11 protein-coding genes are annotated in these 13,552 nt (G+C 75.7%); 7 read left to right on the plus strand and 4 right to left on the minus strand.

The genetic code is table 11. The features are described 5' to 3' along the window. Window positions 1–285: 285 nt before the first annotated feature. On the plus strand, window positions 286–795 hold the full coding sequence (locus ABTY56_RS21260) for an NUDIX domain-containing protein (protein WP_350630509.1): 510 nt from the start codon (window positions 286–288) through the stop codon (window positions 793–795). 40 nt (window positions 796–835) lie between these two features. On the opposite strand, the gene ABTY56_RS21265 is transcribed toward ABTY56_RS21260, so the two are convergent. Then, a complete protein-coding gene (locus ABTY56_RS21265; protein WP_350630510.1) occupies window positions 836–2,056 on the minus strand; it encodes an erythromycin esterase family protein in 1,221 nt (406 codons plus the stop codon). Window positions 2,057–2,225: 169 nt separating this feature from the next. After that, the gene (locus ABTY56_RS21270) at window positions 2,226–2,639 is read right to left on the minus strand and encodes a hypothetical protein (protein WP_350630511.1); all 414 of its coding nucleotides are present in this window, start codon (window positions 2,637–2,639) and stop codon (window positions 2,226–2,228) included. 94 nt (window positions 2,640–2,733) lie between these two features. Here ABTY56_RS21270 and ABTY56_RS21275 point away from each other — a divergent pair, with 94 nt between their 5' ends. The 4 genes from ABTY56_RS21275 to ABTY56_RS21290 all read left to right on the plus strand — a co-directional run bounded on the left by ABTY56_RS21275 (window position 2,734) and on the right by ABTY56_RS21290 (window position 7,065). Then, window positions 2,734–3,558 carry a MerR family transcriptional regulator gene (locus ABTY56_RS21275; protein ID WP_350630512.1) on the plus strand — a complete coding sequence of 275 codons (825 nt, stop codon included), beginning with the start codon at window positions 2,734–2,736 and terminating at the stop codon, window positions 3,556–3,558. A 107-nt stretch (window positions 3,559–3,665) separates the two neighbouring features. Continuing rightward, window positions 3,666–4,628, plus strand: coding sequence for a quinone oxidoreductase family protein (locus ABTY56_RS21280; RefSeq protein WP_350630513.1), 963 nt, complete (start codon window positions 3,666–3,668; stop codon window positions 4,626–4,628). A gap of 80 nt (window positions 4,629–4,708) precedes the next feature. Then, on the plus strand, window positions 4,709–5,314 hold the full coding sequence (locus tag ABTY56_RS21285; protein ID WP_350630514.1) for a TetR/AcrR family transcriptional regulator: 606 nt from the start codon (window positions 4,709–4,711) through the stop codon (window positions 5,312–5,314). Window positions 5,315–5,670: 356 nt separating this feature from the next. Beyond that, a complete protein-coding gene (locus ABTY56_RS21290; protein WP_350630515.1) occupies window positions 5,671–7,065 on the plus strand; it encodes an MFS transporter in 1,395 nt (464 codons plus the stop codon). A gap of 63 nt (window positions 7,066–7,128) precedes the next feature. Here ABTY56_RS21290 and ABTY56_RS21295 read toward each other — a convergent pair whose 3' ends face one another. Both ABTY56_RS21295 and ABTY56_RS21300 read right to left on the minus strand, forming a co-directional pair. Continuing rightward, a complete protein-coding gene (locus ABTY56_RS21295) occupies window positions 7,129–8,058 on the minus strand; it encodes a hypothetical protein (RefSeq protein ID WP_350630516.1) in 930 nt (309 codons plus the stop codon). 105 nt (window positions 8,059–8,163) lie between these two features. Continuing rightward, window positions 8,164–9,123: a hypothetical protein gene (locus ABTY56_RS21300; RefSeq protein ID WP_350630517.1), complete on the minus strand. Its 960-nt coding sequence runs from the start codon at window positions 9,121–9,123 to the stop codon at window positions 8,164–8,166. Window positions 9,124–9,455: 332 nt separating this feature from the next. Between ABTY56_RS21300 and ABTY56_RS21305 the strand changes: the two genes are divergently transcribed. Then, the gene (locus ABTY56_RS21305) at window positions 9,456–12,158 is read left to right on the plus strand and encodes an ATP-binding protein (RefSeq protein WP_350630552.1); all 2,703 of its coding nucleotides are present in this window, start codon (window positions 9,456–9,458) and stop codon (window positions 12,156–12,158) included. 211 nt (window positions 12,159–12,369) lie between these two features. Further along, window positions 12,370–13,473 (plus strand): NADH:flavin oxidoreductase/NADH oxidase, encoded by a 1,104-nt coding sequence (locus ABTY56_RS21310; RefSeq protein ID WP_350630518.1) that lies wholly within the window; start codon window positions 12,370–12,372, stop codon window positions 13,471–13,473. Window positions 13,474–13,552: the final 79 nt, after the last annotated feature.

Here is a 13,552-nt window from a genome sequence, read left to right on the forward strand (position 1 = left end):
CGCCCCGAATCCCCAGTCCTTCTTCCAACTCCACGAGGTGGTGCGGGATTTCAGCGACGCTGGAGGTGGCAGGCCGAGTGAGGGTGTCTTCGTGGAGGCCGTGTTCGGCAAGGCGGTGCTTCGGCCGCTGGGGGCGAGCGGCCCTCAGCGGCGGGTCGCCCTCTCTGCGATCCGGTCGCTGGATCCGCGGGAGTTCGCGCCGGGCACCTGCGGGCGGCCGCGGCGTCGGCCGTTCGACGGGTGGCCGGTCTCGTCCGACAGCAATTCCTCACATCTGGAGCAGAGTTGAGCACGTCGCCCCGTCTCGTCAGCAAGCCCCCCGGCCGGCGATCGGGCCACCAGGCCTTCGTCCTGCGGGAGGACCCCGGAGGGTCGGGCGACTACTTCGTCCTCCTGGTCGACTCCGCCCACCACAGCGGGCTGGTCCTGCCCGGCGGCAGCGCCGAACAGGACGAACTCCCCCACCTCGCGGCCCGCCGGCATCTCGAAACGCAGACCGGGCTCGTCCTGCCGCTGCGCACCATCCTGACGGTCGACTACTCCCCCGCCGCCGAACTCCCCGAGGCCCTGGACTTCGTGTACGCGGGCGGGGTCGTCACCTCCCGGCAGGCCGGGGCTGTCCGCCCGCACCAGCCGCCGGCGGACATCCGTGCCCTGCACTGGGTGCCGCAGCCCAAGCTGCACCGGGTCATGGCCGATGACCAGCACCGCCGCGTCGAGGACGCCTGGGACGCCTGGGAGCACGGCGCCGGCCTTCCGCTCCTCGTCCGGGGCGTCCCGGTCCCGGTCGGCTGACCGGGGCCTGGGGCCCGGGGCCCGGCCGGCCCCACCGGGCTCACGACAGCCAGTGCACCGGGGTGACCTCGCGGAGGTGCACGAGGACGTCGAAGGCTTCGGCCAGGGAGGTGACGGCCAGGTGTTCGGCGGCGTCGCGCTCCGGGGTGTAGACGCCGCTGACGACTCGGGTCTTCGCCGGTCCGTCCCATTGTCCGCGCACGTCGCCGTGGCGCAGGTCCAGCCAGCGGGCGGGCCGGCCCGTCACGCCGAGCTTCGCGTCGACCAGGTCCGCGCCCGGGTCCGGGACGACGGCGATGCCGAGGTCGCCGTGGTGGAAGCCGATCGCCGCCGAGACGTACTGCGCGCCGTAGCGCTTGCGCAGCAGGCTGCCGACGGTGGCCTGCGGACCGCGCTCGGGGGCCAGGCCCAGGACCGTCTCGGCTGCCGAGGTGTGCGCGATGCCGTCCCAGTAGACGGTGCGCAGGCCGGTCCTGTGCTGGAAGTCGGCGACGATGTCGGCCCCGACCTCGGCCTCGCCCGCGTAGTTGCCGCGTCCGGCGACGCTGCGGTCGTGGAACTCCAGGATCAGCCGCATCCGTGCAAGCACGTCGCGGTCACCGCCCGGGAGGGATTCGACCAACGCGAGGGCGTCGCGGGCGTGTTCGGCGAACGGCCGTCCCGGGTGGATGCCCTGCGCCCGCTGCACGTGCTCGTCGATCCGGTGGGCGGTGCGGATGGGGTCCAGGTGGGCCGCCAGCTGCGCGAGCCGCTCCGGTGCCGAGGCGCGCGTGTGATCCAGGACGGCGTCGTAGTCGGCGGGCCCGGCCTGGACCGGCTTCACGCCGAGGATCCGGACCGGGTCGTCCGCGTGGTCCCGGTTGAACGCCCGGATCCATTCCAGGGCGCCGGCCATCTCCTCGGTGCGCCACGGCCTCCAGGCGCCGGCCAGCACGGACGCGGCCGGGCCCTGGCCGCCGCCGACGTACGCGTCGAGGGCGGCGGCGGCGCCCGCGCTGTCCTGGACGGCCAGCGCGCGGAAGCCGTGGTCCCGGACCAGCCGACGGAACAGCTGGTCCCGCACGCCGAAGGTCTCCCGGGAGAAGCGCGTGGACTCCCCGATGCCGACCACCGTCGCCCCGACCGCCAGATGTGCGGCGATCTCGTCGAGCACGGTGTCGGACAGCGGCAGCGCGGCACGGACGTGCTGATGGTCGGCCAGGTCGGTCGGGTCAGCATCGGAAGGGGCGGCGCGGCGCGGGGACGCGGTGTCGTTCGGCATGCCGCTCACTCTTGTACGTCAAGTCGACTTGAGGTCAAGTCCTCAACCGGTTCCACTCCCTCCTCCGAAAGGCCGCCCCCCGCGGCTTCGACGTACGTGAGGAAGGCCGGGCCCGCGATGGCGACGTGCAGGTCGACAACGATCAACTCCCCCTTGACGGCGGCGGCGTCTACGCGTCGACGACGCCGAGCGAGGCGAAGAACGCGGCGTCGAGCGGGTGCTCCCACGCGGCGACGGCGACGATGGCGCCCTGCCAGGGGAAGCTGACGCACGTCAGGCGCCCGTCGGACGAGCGGCGGCGCACCGCGGTGACGGCGGTGCCGCCGATCACGACCGGGGCGGGCGCTTCCTCGACGAGTTCGAGCTGCTCGGGCCGGTCGCCCCGTCCGAGCAGGTTCCTGACCGCCGCTTCCGTCTGGTCCCGTGCGGTCGACTGCGCGAAGACGACGGCCGGCAGCCCGCGCCGCCCGCCGTGCGCGTAGGAGTGGACCACGGAGTCCGCGCCCGGGCCCGTCCCGCCGCGGATGAGCATTCCCCGGCCCTCCGCCCAGCCGGGGATCCCGACGATCTGATCGTTCGTCATGGTGCCGTCCTTTCCTCTGGATCCAGCATAGGCACGGCAGATCACGTGCCGACCGGCTTGCCCCTCCCCCAGGGGCAGGACGCACAGTGGCGGCGTGCAGAACGAACTGATCACCATCGGGGAGCTCGCCGCCCGCACCCGGCTGAGCGTCAAGGCCCTTCGGCTGTACGACGAGCGGGCCCTGCTGCGGCCCGCCGCCACCGACCCGCGCAGCGGGGTGCGCCGTTACGGGCCCGGGCAGGTCGAGCGGGCCCGGCGGATCGCACTGCTGCGGGCGGCCGGGCTGCCGCTGGCGCGGATCGCCGCCGTGCTCGACGCGAACGGCGCCGAGGGCGAACGGCTGCTGCTCGCGTACTGGCGCGAGCAGGAGGAGGTGCACGCGGCCCGGCGGGAGGCGGTGGGCTACGCCCGGGCCGTGCTGACCGGAAGGAGCCCGGCCGTGTACGAGGTCGCCGAGCGTGACGTGCCCGAGCAGCACGTCCTGTTCGTGCGGCGGCACGTGACCGCCGCCGAACTGCCGGGCTTTCTCGCCGAGTCGAGCCGGCTGCTGCTGGAAAGGCTGCGGCAGGCCGGGGCCTGCCTGTCCGGGCCGCTGTTCGCCGTCTACCACGGCCTGGTGTCCGAGGACTCCGACGCCCTGGTCGAGGTCTGCGCCCCGACCGGCGCGGCCCTCGCGCCGGACGGCCCGTTCGGGGTGCGTGTCGAGCCCGCCCACCGCGAGGCGTACACCGAACTGACCCGCCGGCAGGGCGACTTCGCCACGATGGCCGCCGCCCACGACGCCGTCGCCGCCTGGCTGCGCGCGCACGGCCACGAACGCACGGGCTGCAACCGGGAGGTGTACCACCCGAACTGGGCGACCGCCGGCCCGGACGAGCACGTCGCGGACGTCGCCGTGCCGCTGCTCCCGGCCGGGTGAAGAGCCCGGTCCCGCCCGCAGTTCTGGACTTGTGGGTCCATTTTCGGCTGCCTACCGTGCTGGTCGTTCCCTCCCGAACGAGCCCGCACAGGAAGGCGGTCACCCCCATGCACGCGATCCGGATCGAGGAGCACGGCGGCCCCGAGGTCATGCGCTGGACCGAGCTGCCGGACCCGGTGCCCGGCCCCGGCGAGGCGCTGGTGCGCCTGGGCGCGGCCGGCGTGAACTACATGGACGTCGGCGCCCGTGCGCAGGGGGCGGGCGGCTGGGCGGCGCCGGCCGTCCTCGGGGCCGAGGGCATGGGGTACGTCGCCGCGCTCGGGCCGGGGGTGGACGACCTGGCGGTCGGCGACCGGGTCGCCTGGTTCTACCACCCGGGTAGCTACGCCGAGTTGCTGGCCGTCCCGGCCGTCTCGCTGGTCAAGGTGCCCGACGGGGTGCCGGACGAGGTCGCGGGCGGCCTGCTGATGCAGGGCCTGACCGCCGGCCACCTGAGCACCGAGACCTACCCGGTCGGCCCGGGTGACACGGCGGTGGTGCACGCGGCGGCCGGCGGGGTGGGCCTGCTGCTCACCCAGCTGGTCAAGGCCCGCGGCGGCAACGTGATCGGCCTGGTCTCCCGCCCGGAGAAGGCCGACGCCGCCCGGCAGGCCGGGGCCGACCACGTGCTGGTCCATTCCGGCGCCGGATTCGAGGAGCCGGTCAGGGAGTTGACCGGCGGCCGCGGGGCCGACGTCGTCTACGACGGCGGCGGCGCCGACACCTTCGCCTCCTCGCAGCTGGCCCTGCGCCCGCACGGGGTGCACGCCTACTACGGCCCGTTCATGGGCGTGCCCACGCTGCGCCCCACCGACCTGCCCAACAGCATCCTGCTCACCTACCCGGTGGTGCACCACCACGTCGCCACCCGCGAGGCACTGGTGCGGCGCACCGGCGAGCTGTTCGACCTGGTCCTGGACGGGCAGCTGATCCCGCGCATCACCGGTCGCTACCCGCTCGCCGAGGCGGCCCGCGCGCACGCGGACATCGAGTCCCGCCGCACCACGGGCAAGCTGCTGCTTCTGCCGTGACGGGCCGCGCGGCGCTGCCCCGCGCTGCGTTGCGCGAGGATCGGACCCGAGGACCAGGACGACCGGCACCGGGAGGGCACGTGCCGCTGACCCGCAAGGGCGCCACGACCAGGCAGCGCATCGTGGAGGGCGCCGCCGGGCGGATCCGCGAGGAGGGCGTGTTCGCGCTGCGCCTGGAGGACGTCATGGCCCGCACCGCGACCAGCAAGAGCCAGCTGTTCCACTACTTCCCCGGCGGCAAGGACGAACTGCTGCTGGCCGTCGCCCGTCACGAGGCGGCCCGGGTCCTGGACGACCAGCAGCCCGAGCTGGGCGCGCTGACCTCCTGGGAGGCCTGGCGGCAGTGGCGCGACAAGGTCCTCGCCCGCTACCGCGCGCAGGGCGTGGACTGCCCGCTGCACGTGGCCCTGTCCGAGCTGGGCTCGGCCACCGGCGCGGCCCGGGCGGTGGCCGGGGAGCTGCTGGCGCAGTGGCAGGGGCAGCTCGCCGCGGGCGTCCGCCACCTGCAGGCCGCCGGCGAGGTCGACCCCGCGCTGGACGCCGAACGGGAGGCCTCGGCGCTGCTGGCCGGCATCCAGGGCGGGGTGCTGATCCTGATGACCACCGGTTCCCTCGCGCATCTGGAGGCCGCCCTGGACGTGGGCCTGGCCCGGCTGCGCCCGGCCGGGCCCAGGACGGCCGGCTGACGGGCGACCGCTGTGGCGCGGGCCACAGACAAAGGCCCGTTCAGGCCTTCCGGGTGAGAAGGGTCACGCTGCGTGCGCGATCCGGCGCCGGGAGCACCGTGGGCCCCGGCAGGACTGGGCGTCCTGCGATTCGGCACAGGCGGAGGGCCTGTCCGCTTCGGGACCAAGGTCATAAATCCGGTTGACCTTGGACCCGGTGGTGACGGTGGCGGACCGGGGCAACCCTGGACGGTCGCCCGGTGTGATCGGGCGGTGGCGCCGTCCGAGGTGGGCGGCGTCGTTCCCCTGCCGTCTACCCGGCGCACGGCGCAACGGGCCCCCGCCCGCCGCCGTACGCTCCGGAGGACCCCAAGCCCATGTCCCAGACCATCGACAACGCCCCGTATACCGCCTTCCACCGAAGGCTGGCCCTCGCCTGCTCGGGCGGGCCGCTGCTGGACGGCTACATCCTGAGCATCGTCGGCGTCGCCCTGATCGGGATGCGCCCCGACCTCGGGCTGTCCACCGCCGAGGTCAGCCTGATCGGCGCCGCCGCCCTGGTCGGCATGTTCGTCGGCGGCGCGCTCTTCGGCGTGCTGACCGACAAGATCGGCCGGGAGGTGATGTACACCGCCGACCTGCTCGTGATGGTCGCCTGCTCGGTGCTCTCCTTCTGGGTCGACCAGGTGTGGGCGATCGCCGTGCTGCGCTTCGTGCTCGGCATGGCCGTGGCCGCCGACTACCCCATCGCGACCTCGCTGCTCGCCGAGTGGCTGCCCGCCAAGCACCGGGGCCGCCTGCTCGGCCAGCAGATCGTCGCCTGGTACGCGGGTTCCGTGCTCGCCTACGTGGTGGGCTACCTGTTCCTGGAGCTGGCCGGGCCGGGCAGCTGGCGGTGGATGCTGGCGAGTTCCACGGTGCTGTGCGTGGTCTTCCTGGTGATCCGCCGCGGCTCGCCCGAGTCGCCGCGCTGGCTGGCCGCCAACGGGCGGGTCGGTGACGCGGTGCGCGTGGTGGAGAAGCACCTCGGGGTGCGGGTCGACGGCCGCGAGCTGATGCCCGACCCGGCCGAGCGCGGCCGCCCCGCGGGGCTGCGTCTGCTGCTGACCCAGCCCTACCGGCGCCGCACCCTGTTCTGCGGCCTGTTCTTCCTCTTCCAGGTCGGCCCGCTGTTCGCGATGCTCACCTTCGGCCCGCAGATCCTCTCCTCCTTCGGCATGCCCGGCGGCACCGTCATGGAGACCCTCGGCACCGGCCTGATCAGCCTGGTCTTCCTGCTCGGCTGCTACCCGGCCCTGCGCCTGATCGACAGTCGCGGCCGGCGCCCCGTCATCATCTGGTCCTTCGCCCTGATGACCGTGCCGCTGGCCCTGCTCGGCGTGTGGCCCACCGCCCCCGCCGCGATCGCACTGACCGCGCTGTGCGCGTACGCCTTCCTGTGCGGCGGGCCCAACGTGCTCGACTGGACCTACCCCAACGAGCTGTTCCCCACCGAGATCCGGGCCACCGCCGTGGGCGTGGCCACCTCGGTCAGCCGGATCGGCGCGGCCGTCGGCACCTACCTGCTGCCGCTGTCCCTGACCGGGCTCGGCACCGGCCCGACCATGCTCATCGCCGCCGGCACCACCGCGCTCGGCCTGCTGGTGTCCGTGCTGTGGGCGGAGGAGACCCGCGGCACGGCGCTCGGCGCCTCGCCGGCCGCGTCCGCCGCGTCCGCCAAGAGCCCGACGCAGGCCGTCCCGGCCCGGCGCGTCCCGCAGCCGGTGCGCTGACGCGCCGCCACCTGACGCGCCGGACGGCGCCGCCCGGGTCTTCCGGGCGGCGCCGCCGCTGGTTCACCGGCCGTCGACCGCCGCATGCCCGAGGCGTTCCAGGGTGCGGTCACAGAGCCTCCACGCGAAGCCCCGGACGTAGGAGTACCGGCCGTGCGGCGGGAGGGGGTCGTCGCGTTCGACGCCGGGCGGCAGGCCGCCGGTGACGGGCCTGAGCAGGCGGTCGCGGAAGCGGGCGAGGTGTGTCCAGTAGCCGACGTCCAGCGGTGCGGCGGCCACGCCCGGGGGTGTGGGCCAGGGCTCGCCGGTCTGCGGGTGGCGGGGCACCACGGCGATGTCCGGCAGCGGCTCGGGCAGGAGCAGGCCCGGCCCGAGCAGGGCCAGGCGCTTGGGCGGGCGCCCCGGCGGCAGCACCTGGTCCAGCAGGACGCGGAAGACGTCGGCGAGGAGCCCGTCCGGGACGGTGACGGGCGAGCCGTCGGCGGCGGCGACCACGTGGGCGAGTGTCACGGCCGTCTCCCACTCCCACCGCGGCTGCAGCCGTCCGCGGTGGTCCCACGGCTCGGTGGCGCACCACCATGCGGTGAGCTCCGCCCAGTCGGCGACCGCACGAGCCGGGCCGGCGGGCACGGGGCGCACCGCGTCCGGCTCCAGCCAGGTCGCCTGCCACAGTGAGCAGTCGTCGACCCGGGTGGCCACCTTGCGGCCGCAGCCGGCGCAGGTGACGTTGGGGCCGTACCGGCCGTCGATGCCGCAGCAGGCGCCGAGTTCGCGCCGCTGGACCACGGCGGTGCCGTGCGCGTCACCGGGGGCGATCACGATCGAGCGGGCCGGCCGGGCGGGGTCGTCGTCCACGGCGTAGGTGCCCGATTCCATCAGCACCGGCATCGGGTGGCCGTTGCCGTAGGAGGAGCCGGCGTAGACGGGGAAGGGCACCCGGGACAGCGGAGCGGTCAGTGCGGCACCGCACCCCTCGCACGCGAAGACCTCCAAATGCGCATTCCTCCTTGTGGAACGGGCCGGTACCGGCACGAAGTATCGCTGGCCGGGCAGCCGGCGCCAACGGGTTTTCCGGCAGCCCTGTGGCCCGACGGCGGGTCAGGGGTCGAGCAGGGCCCGGGCGTTGTCGCGGACGAAGGACAGCCAGGCCGGGCGGATGTCGGGGAGGCGTTCCAGGGCCCGGAGGAAGGTGTGGTCGATCGGCAGGACGGGGCGCCGGGGGTGGGGCGGCAGGGGGTCGTCGCGTTCGACGCCCGGGGGCAGGCCGCCGGCGGTGGGCCTGGTCGGGTGTTCCTCGTGGAAGGCGAGCCGGCGCCAGAAGCCGATGGCCAGCGGGGCCGCGGCCACCCCGGGAGGTGTCGGCCAGGGCTCGCCGGTCTGCGGGTGCCGCGGGACCACGGCGATGTCCGGCAGCGGTTCGGGCAGGGGCAGTCCCGGGCCGGCCAGGACCGCCCGCTTGGCCGGCCGCCCGTGCGGGAGGGCGGCGAGGAATCGGCGGAAGGCGTCCGCGAGAGGCCCGTCGGCGACGGTGACGGGCGAGCCGTCCGCGGCAGCGACCAGGTGGGCCAGCGTCACCGAAACCTCCGACTCCCAGCGCGGGTCCCACTCCCCCGCCAGGTCCAGCAGCGCGGTGCCGCGCCGCTGTTCGCCGAGCTGCGCCCAGCCGGCGACCGGACGGGCGGGGCCCAGCGCGACGGGGCGCACCGCGGCCCGCTCCAGCCAGGTGGCCTGCCACAGCGAACAGTCGTCGACCCGGGTCGCCACCTCCCGGCCGCAGCCGGCGCAGGCGAGGTTGGGGCCCTCCCCTCCGTCGAGGCCGCAGCAGAAGCCGGCGTTGCGCTCGGGGATGAGGACGGTGCCGACGGCGTCGCCGGGGGCGATCACGACGGGGCCGGGAGCACCGGTGGGGCCGCGGTCGGCGGCGTAGGTGCCCGCGTCCATGAGCACGGGCATGGGGTGGCCGTTGCCGTAGATGTGGCCGGCGTAGAGGGGGAAGGCGACCCGGGACAGCGGGGTGGTCAGCGCGGTGCCGCACCCCTCGCACGTGAAGACCTCCAAGTGCGCGCTCCCCTCTGCGGCCCGGCCCGTACCGGCTGGCGAGTGGCCCGTACCGGCTGGTGAGTATCGCGGGCCGGGCGGCCGGGGGCCAGCGGTTTTCCCGGCGGGCGGTGCCCGGGAGGGGCCGGGCGGCGGCGGGGCGGGGCGGTACGTCCCGGGGGTTCCGGGGGCAGCTTTGTCAAGCCCGTGCCGGAGCCGGGCCTGCGGCAGTAGCGTCGGCTCTCAACAACCGTCCGGATACGGCGTATTGGAGGCGAGCGACGGTGACCGAGGCGAAGCCCGGGGGCGGCGACGGGGCCGGGGACGACGGCCGGTCCGGCGCGGACGGCGGTGTGCTGCACGAGCGCGAGGCCGAGATCCGTTCGGCGGGGCGGGCGATCGAGGCGCTGACCGGGCCCGTCGGCACCGAGGTCGGGGAGCTGCTGCTGTACACGGGCGCGGCCGGGCTGGGCAAGACGGCGGTGCTGACCGAGGTGCGGCGGGCGGCGAGGCGCGCGGGCTGCACGGTGCTGTTCGGCCGGGGCGGGCAGCGGCAGTGCCACGAGCCGTTCCACGTGGTGCGCCAGCTGGTGCGCCCGGTGCTGGCGGCGCTGTCCGACGAGGAGCGGGCCCGGGTGTTCGGGCCGTGGGAGGACGTCGTCGGCCCGGCGGCCGGGCTGTCGGCGCCGCGCGGGCAGCTCGACCCGCAGGGGGTGCGGGACGGGCTGGACTTCGTCCTCACCCGGCTGGTGCAGCTGCGCTCGCCGGTGGCCGTGCTCGTCGACGACCTGCACTGGGCGGACCCGGAGTCGCTCGGCTGGCTGGCGGGCTTCGCGGTGCGCGCCCGGGAGCTGCCGGCCCTGCTGGTGCTCGCCTGCCGCGACGAGTTCCCCGACGACGCCCTGGCGCTGCAGCGCGGCCTCGCCGACCGGGCCGACCGCCGGCACGAACTGCGCCCGCTGCGGCCGGACTCGGTGGCGCACCTGGTCCGCGCGGCCCTGGGCACGCAGGCCGAGGACGCCTTCTGCCGGCACGTCTGGGCGGTCACCGCCGGCAACCCGTACGAGACCGCCGCGCTGCTGCGCGAGGTGGCCGACCAGCGGCTCGACCCGGTCGAGGAGAGCACCGGGCAGCTGCGCGAACTCGCCGCCACCGCACGGGGGATGACGCTGCGACACTGGCTGGACCGGCTCGGCCCCACCACCCTGCGCTTCGCCTGGGCGGCGTCCGTGCTGGACACCGACATCCGCCCCGACCTCGCCGCCACCATCTGCGCCCAGGGCCCGGAGACCGCCGCGCAGTCGATCCGCGAGCTGCGCCGCCACCGGGTGCTGACCGGCACCCAGGCGGGCCGGCTGGAGTTCGTCCACCCGCTGGTCGCCACCTCCGTCTACCAGTCGATGCCGCCCGCCGCCCGGACCGGGATGCACGGGGTCGCCGCCGTCGAGCTGGAGAACGCCGGCCTCGGCCTGCTCGCGGCGTCCCGGCACCTGCTGGAGATCCTGCCCGAGGGGGACGGCGCGATCGTCGACAAGCTGCGTCGCGCGGCCCGCGAGCACCTGGCCATCGGCGCGCCCGAGGCGGCGCAGCGCTGCCTGCGCCGCGCCATCAGCGAGCCGCCCGCCGACGAGGACCGGGCCACGGTGCTGTACGAGCTGGGCTGCTCGGCGCTGCTGACCGATCCGGCGACCACGGTCAACCAGCTGCGTCTGGCGCTCGCCGACCCGTACGGGCTGGGCCCGGGGCTGCGGGTGGACGCGGTGTTCCGGCTCGCCCAGGCCCTCGCCCACAGCAACCGGGTCGACGAGGCGGCGGCGCTGTGTGCCGAGGAGGCCGCGCGGACCTCGCCGGGGCCGGGGCGGCTGCGCCTGGAGGTCGCCCACTTCATGTTCGCCGCCTTCCAGTCGGAGGACGCGGACGGGCCGGGGCGTTCCCGGCGGCTCGCGGAGTTCGACCGGACGCTGGGGACGGTCGGCCTGGCCTTCACCGACCTCGGTGCCGGTGCCGATGCCGGTGCCGATGCGGTCCCGGGCGGGGCCGTGTTCGAACGCGACGGCCTGGCCCACGCGGTGGCCGTGCTGCGCTGCTGGGACCTCACGCTGCGCGGGGCGGACAGTGCGGAGGCGATCGCCCTGGGCGAGTCCGCGCTGCCGGGCGGCCGGCTGCCGCGCAGCCTGGGCTGGACCAACACCACCTGGGGTTTCGAGCTGCCCGGGATCCTGGGCATCAGCTACCTCTACGCCGACCGGGCCGACCGGGCGGAGGAGCTGTTCGGGGAGGCGGTGCGCGCCTACGAGGTCGCCGGGTGGAGCGGCGGCCACCTCGGCTTCGCCTACCTGCTGACCGGCATGCTCCGCTTCCGCTGCGGCGACCTCGCCGCGGCGGAGGACTACCTGCGCCGGGCCCTGCGCATCGCCCGGCGGATCGGCCCGCGCACCCCGCTGCACTGGGACGCGGTCGGGGCGCTGACCGAGACCCTGGCCGCGCGCGGCCGGCTGGAGGAGGCCCTGGACCTCGCGCGCGAGCACGACTTCGGCCCGCCGTACCCGACGGTCATGGCGCTGCCCGATGCGCCGACGCTGTACGGGCGGCTGCTGCTGGCCCGGGGGGATGCGGCGGGCGCGGCGGTGACGCTGGCCGCCGCCGGGGAGGCGCTGGACGCGCGCGGGTGGCGCAACACGGTGTGGGCGCCGTGGCTGGGGCACCTGGCGCGCGCGGTGGCCGCCGAGCAGCCGGACCGGGCCCGCGAGCTCGCCAGGGAGGGGGTGCGCCGGGCCCGGGAGTCGGGCACGGGCTCGGCCGTCGGCAGCGCGTTGCGGCTGTGCGCCGCGGTGCACGAGCGGCCGCGGGCCGTCGAGCTGCTGACGGAGGCGGTCGGTCTGCTGGAGCGTTCGCCCGCCCGCTACGAGGAGGCGCTTGCCCTGGTCGATCTGGGGGAGGTGCTGGGCTGCGGCGCGGGTGGCCGGGGTGCGCTCACCCGGGGGCTGGAGCTGGCCGTCGGGTGCCACGCGGACGGCCTGGCCGAGCGGGCCCGGGGGCTGCTGGGCGCGGGCTGAGGCCGGGCGGGGTCGGGCCGGGGCCGGGCGCGGGCAAGGGGCCGGGCGCGGGCAAGGGGCCGGGCGCGGGCAAGGGGCCGGGTGGGGGCGGGGCCCCTTGCAAATGCCCTGCGCGTGCAACTATCTTTGGAGACATAAGTTGCAGCTGCAATCAGTTGCGCGGGCATGCGCGCTGCCCCCGGCGCCGCCGACCCCATCGGGAGTCTCCGACATGAGCACCACCCTCTTCACGCCGTACACCCTGCGGGAGCTGACCGTCCCCAACCGGATCTGGATGCCGGCGATGTGCCAGTACAGCGCCCTGCCGGACGGGGACGCGGCCGGTGTGCCGACGGACTGGCACTTCACCCACCTCGCGGCGCGCGCCGCCGGCGGCACCGGGCTGATCATCACGGAGGCCACCGCCGTCAGCCCCGAGGGCCGCATCAGCCCGTACGACCTCGGGATCTGGAACGACGAGCAGGCCGCGGCCTTCCGCCGGATCACCGCCTTCCTGAAGTCCCAGGGCACCGCGGCCGCGATCCAGCTCGCCCATGCCGGGCGAAAGGCATCCACCGAGCGGACCTGGGTCGACCGCGGGCGCGCCCTCGGCGCCGACGAGGAGCACGGCTGGGCGCCGGTCGGCCCCGGCGCCGAGCCCTTCTCCCCCGACCACACCGCGCCGCAGGAGCTGACCGAGGAGCAGATCGGCCGGATCGTGCGGCAGTTCGCCGACGCCGCCCGGCGCGCGCTGGACGCCGGCTTCCAGGTCGCCGAGATCCACGGCGCCCACGGCTACCTGATCCACCAGTTCCTCTCCCCGCACACCAACCGCCGCACCGACGGCTACGGCGGCTCCTTCGAGGGCCGCATCCGCTTCGCGCTGGAGGTCGTCGACGCGGTGCGCTCGGTGTGGCCCGAGGAGCTGCCGGTCTTCTTCCGCGTCTCCGCGACCGACTGGCTCACCGAGAACCCGCAGGACGGCCGCGACGGCTGGACCTCGCAGGACACCGTCCGCCTCGCCAAGGAGCTCCAGGCACACGGCGTGGACCTGCTGGACGTCTCCACCGGCGGCCTCGTCCCCGACGCCCGGATCGAGGCCGCGCCCGGCTTCCAGGTGCCCTTCGCCGAGGCCGTGCGCAACGAGGCCGGCCTGCCGGTGGCCGCCGTCGGCCTGATCACCGACCCCGCCCAGGCCCAGGCCGTCGTCGCCGAGGGCCGCGCCGACGCCGTCCTGCTCGGCCGCGAACTGCTGCGCGACCCGTACTGGGCCCGCCACGCCGCCGCCGAGCTCGGCGGCGAGGTCCCCTCCCCCGTCCAGTACCACCGCTCCTGACGCCCCGGCACGGCCCCGCCGTCCGGCACGACCCCGCCGTCCGGCAGGCCCTCCGCCGGGTCTTCCGGCGGGCGAGGAG

The sequence above is a fragment of the Kitasatospora sp. NPDC097691 genome (assembly GCF_040302665.1).
Classification (GTDB): domain Bacteria; phylum Actinomycetota; class Actinomycetes; order Streptomycetales; family Streptomycetaceae; genus Kitasatospora.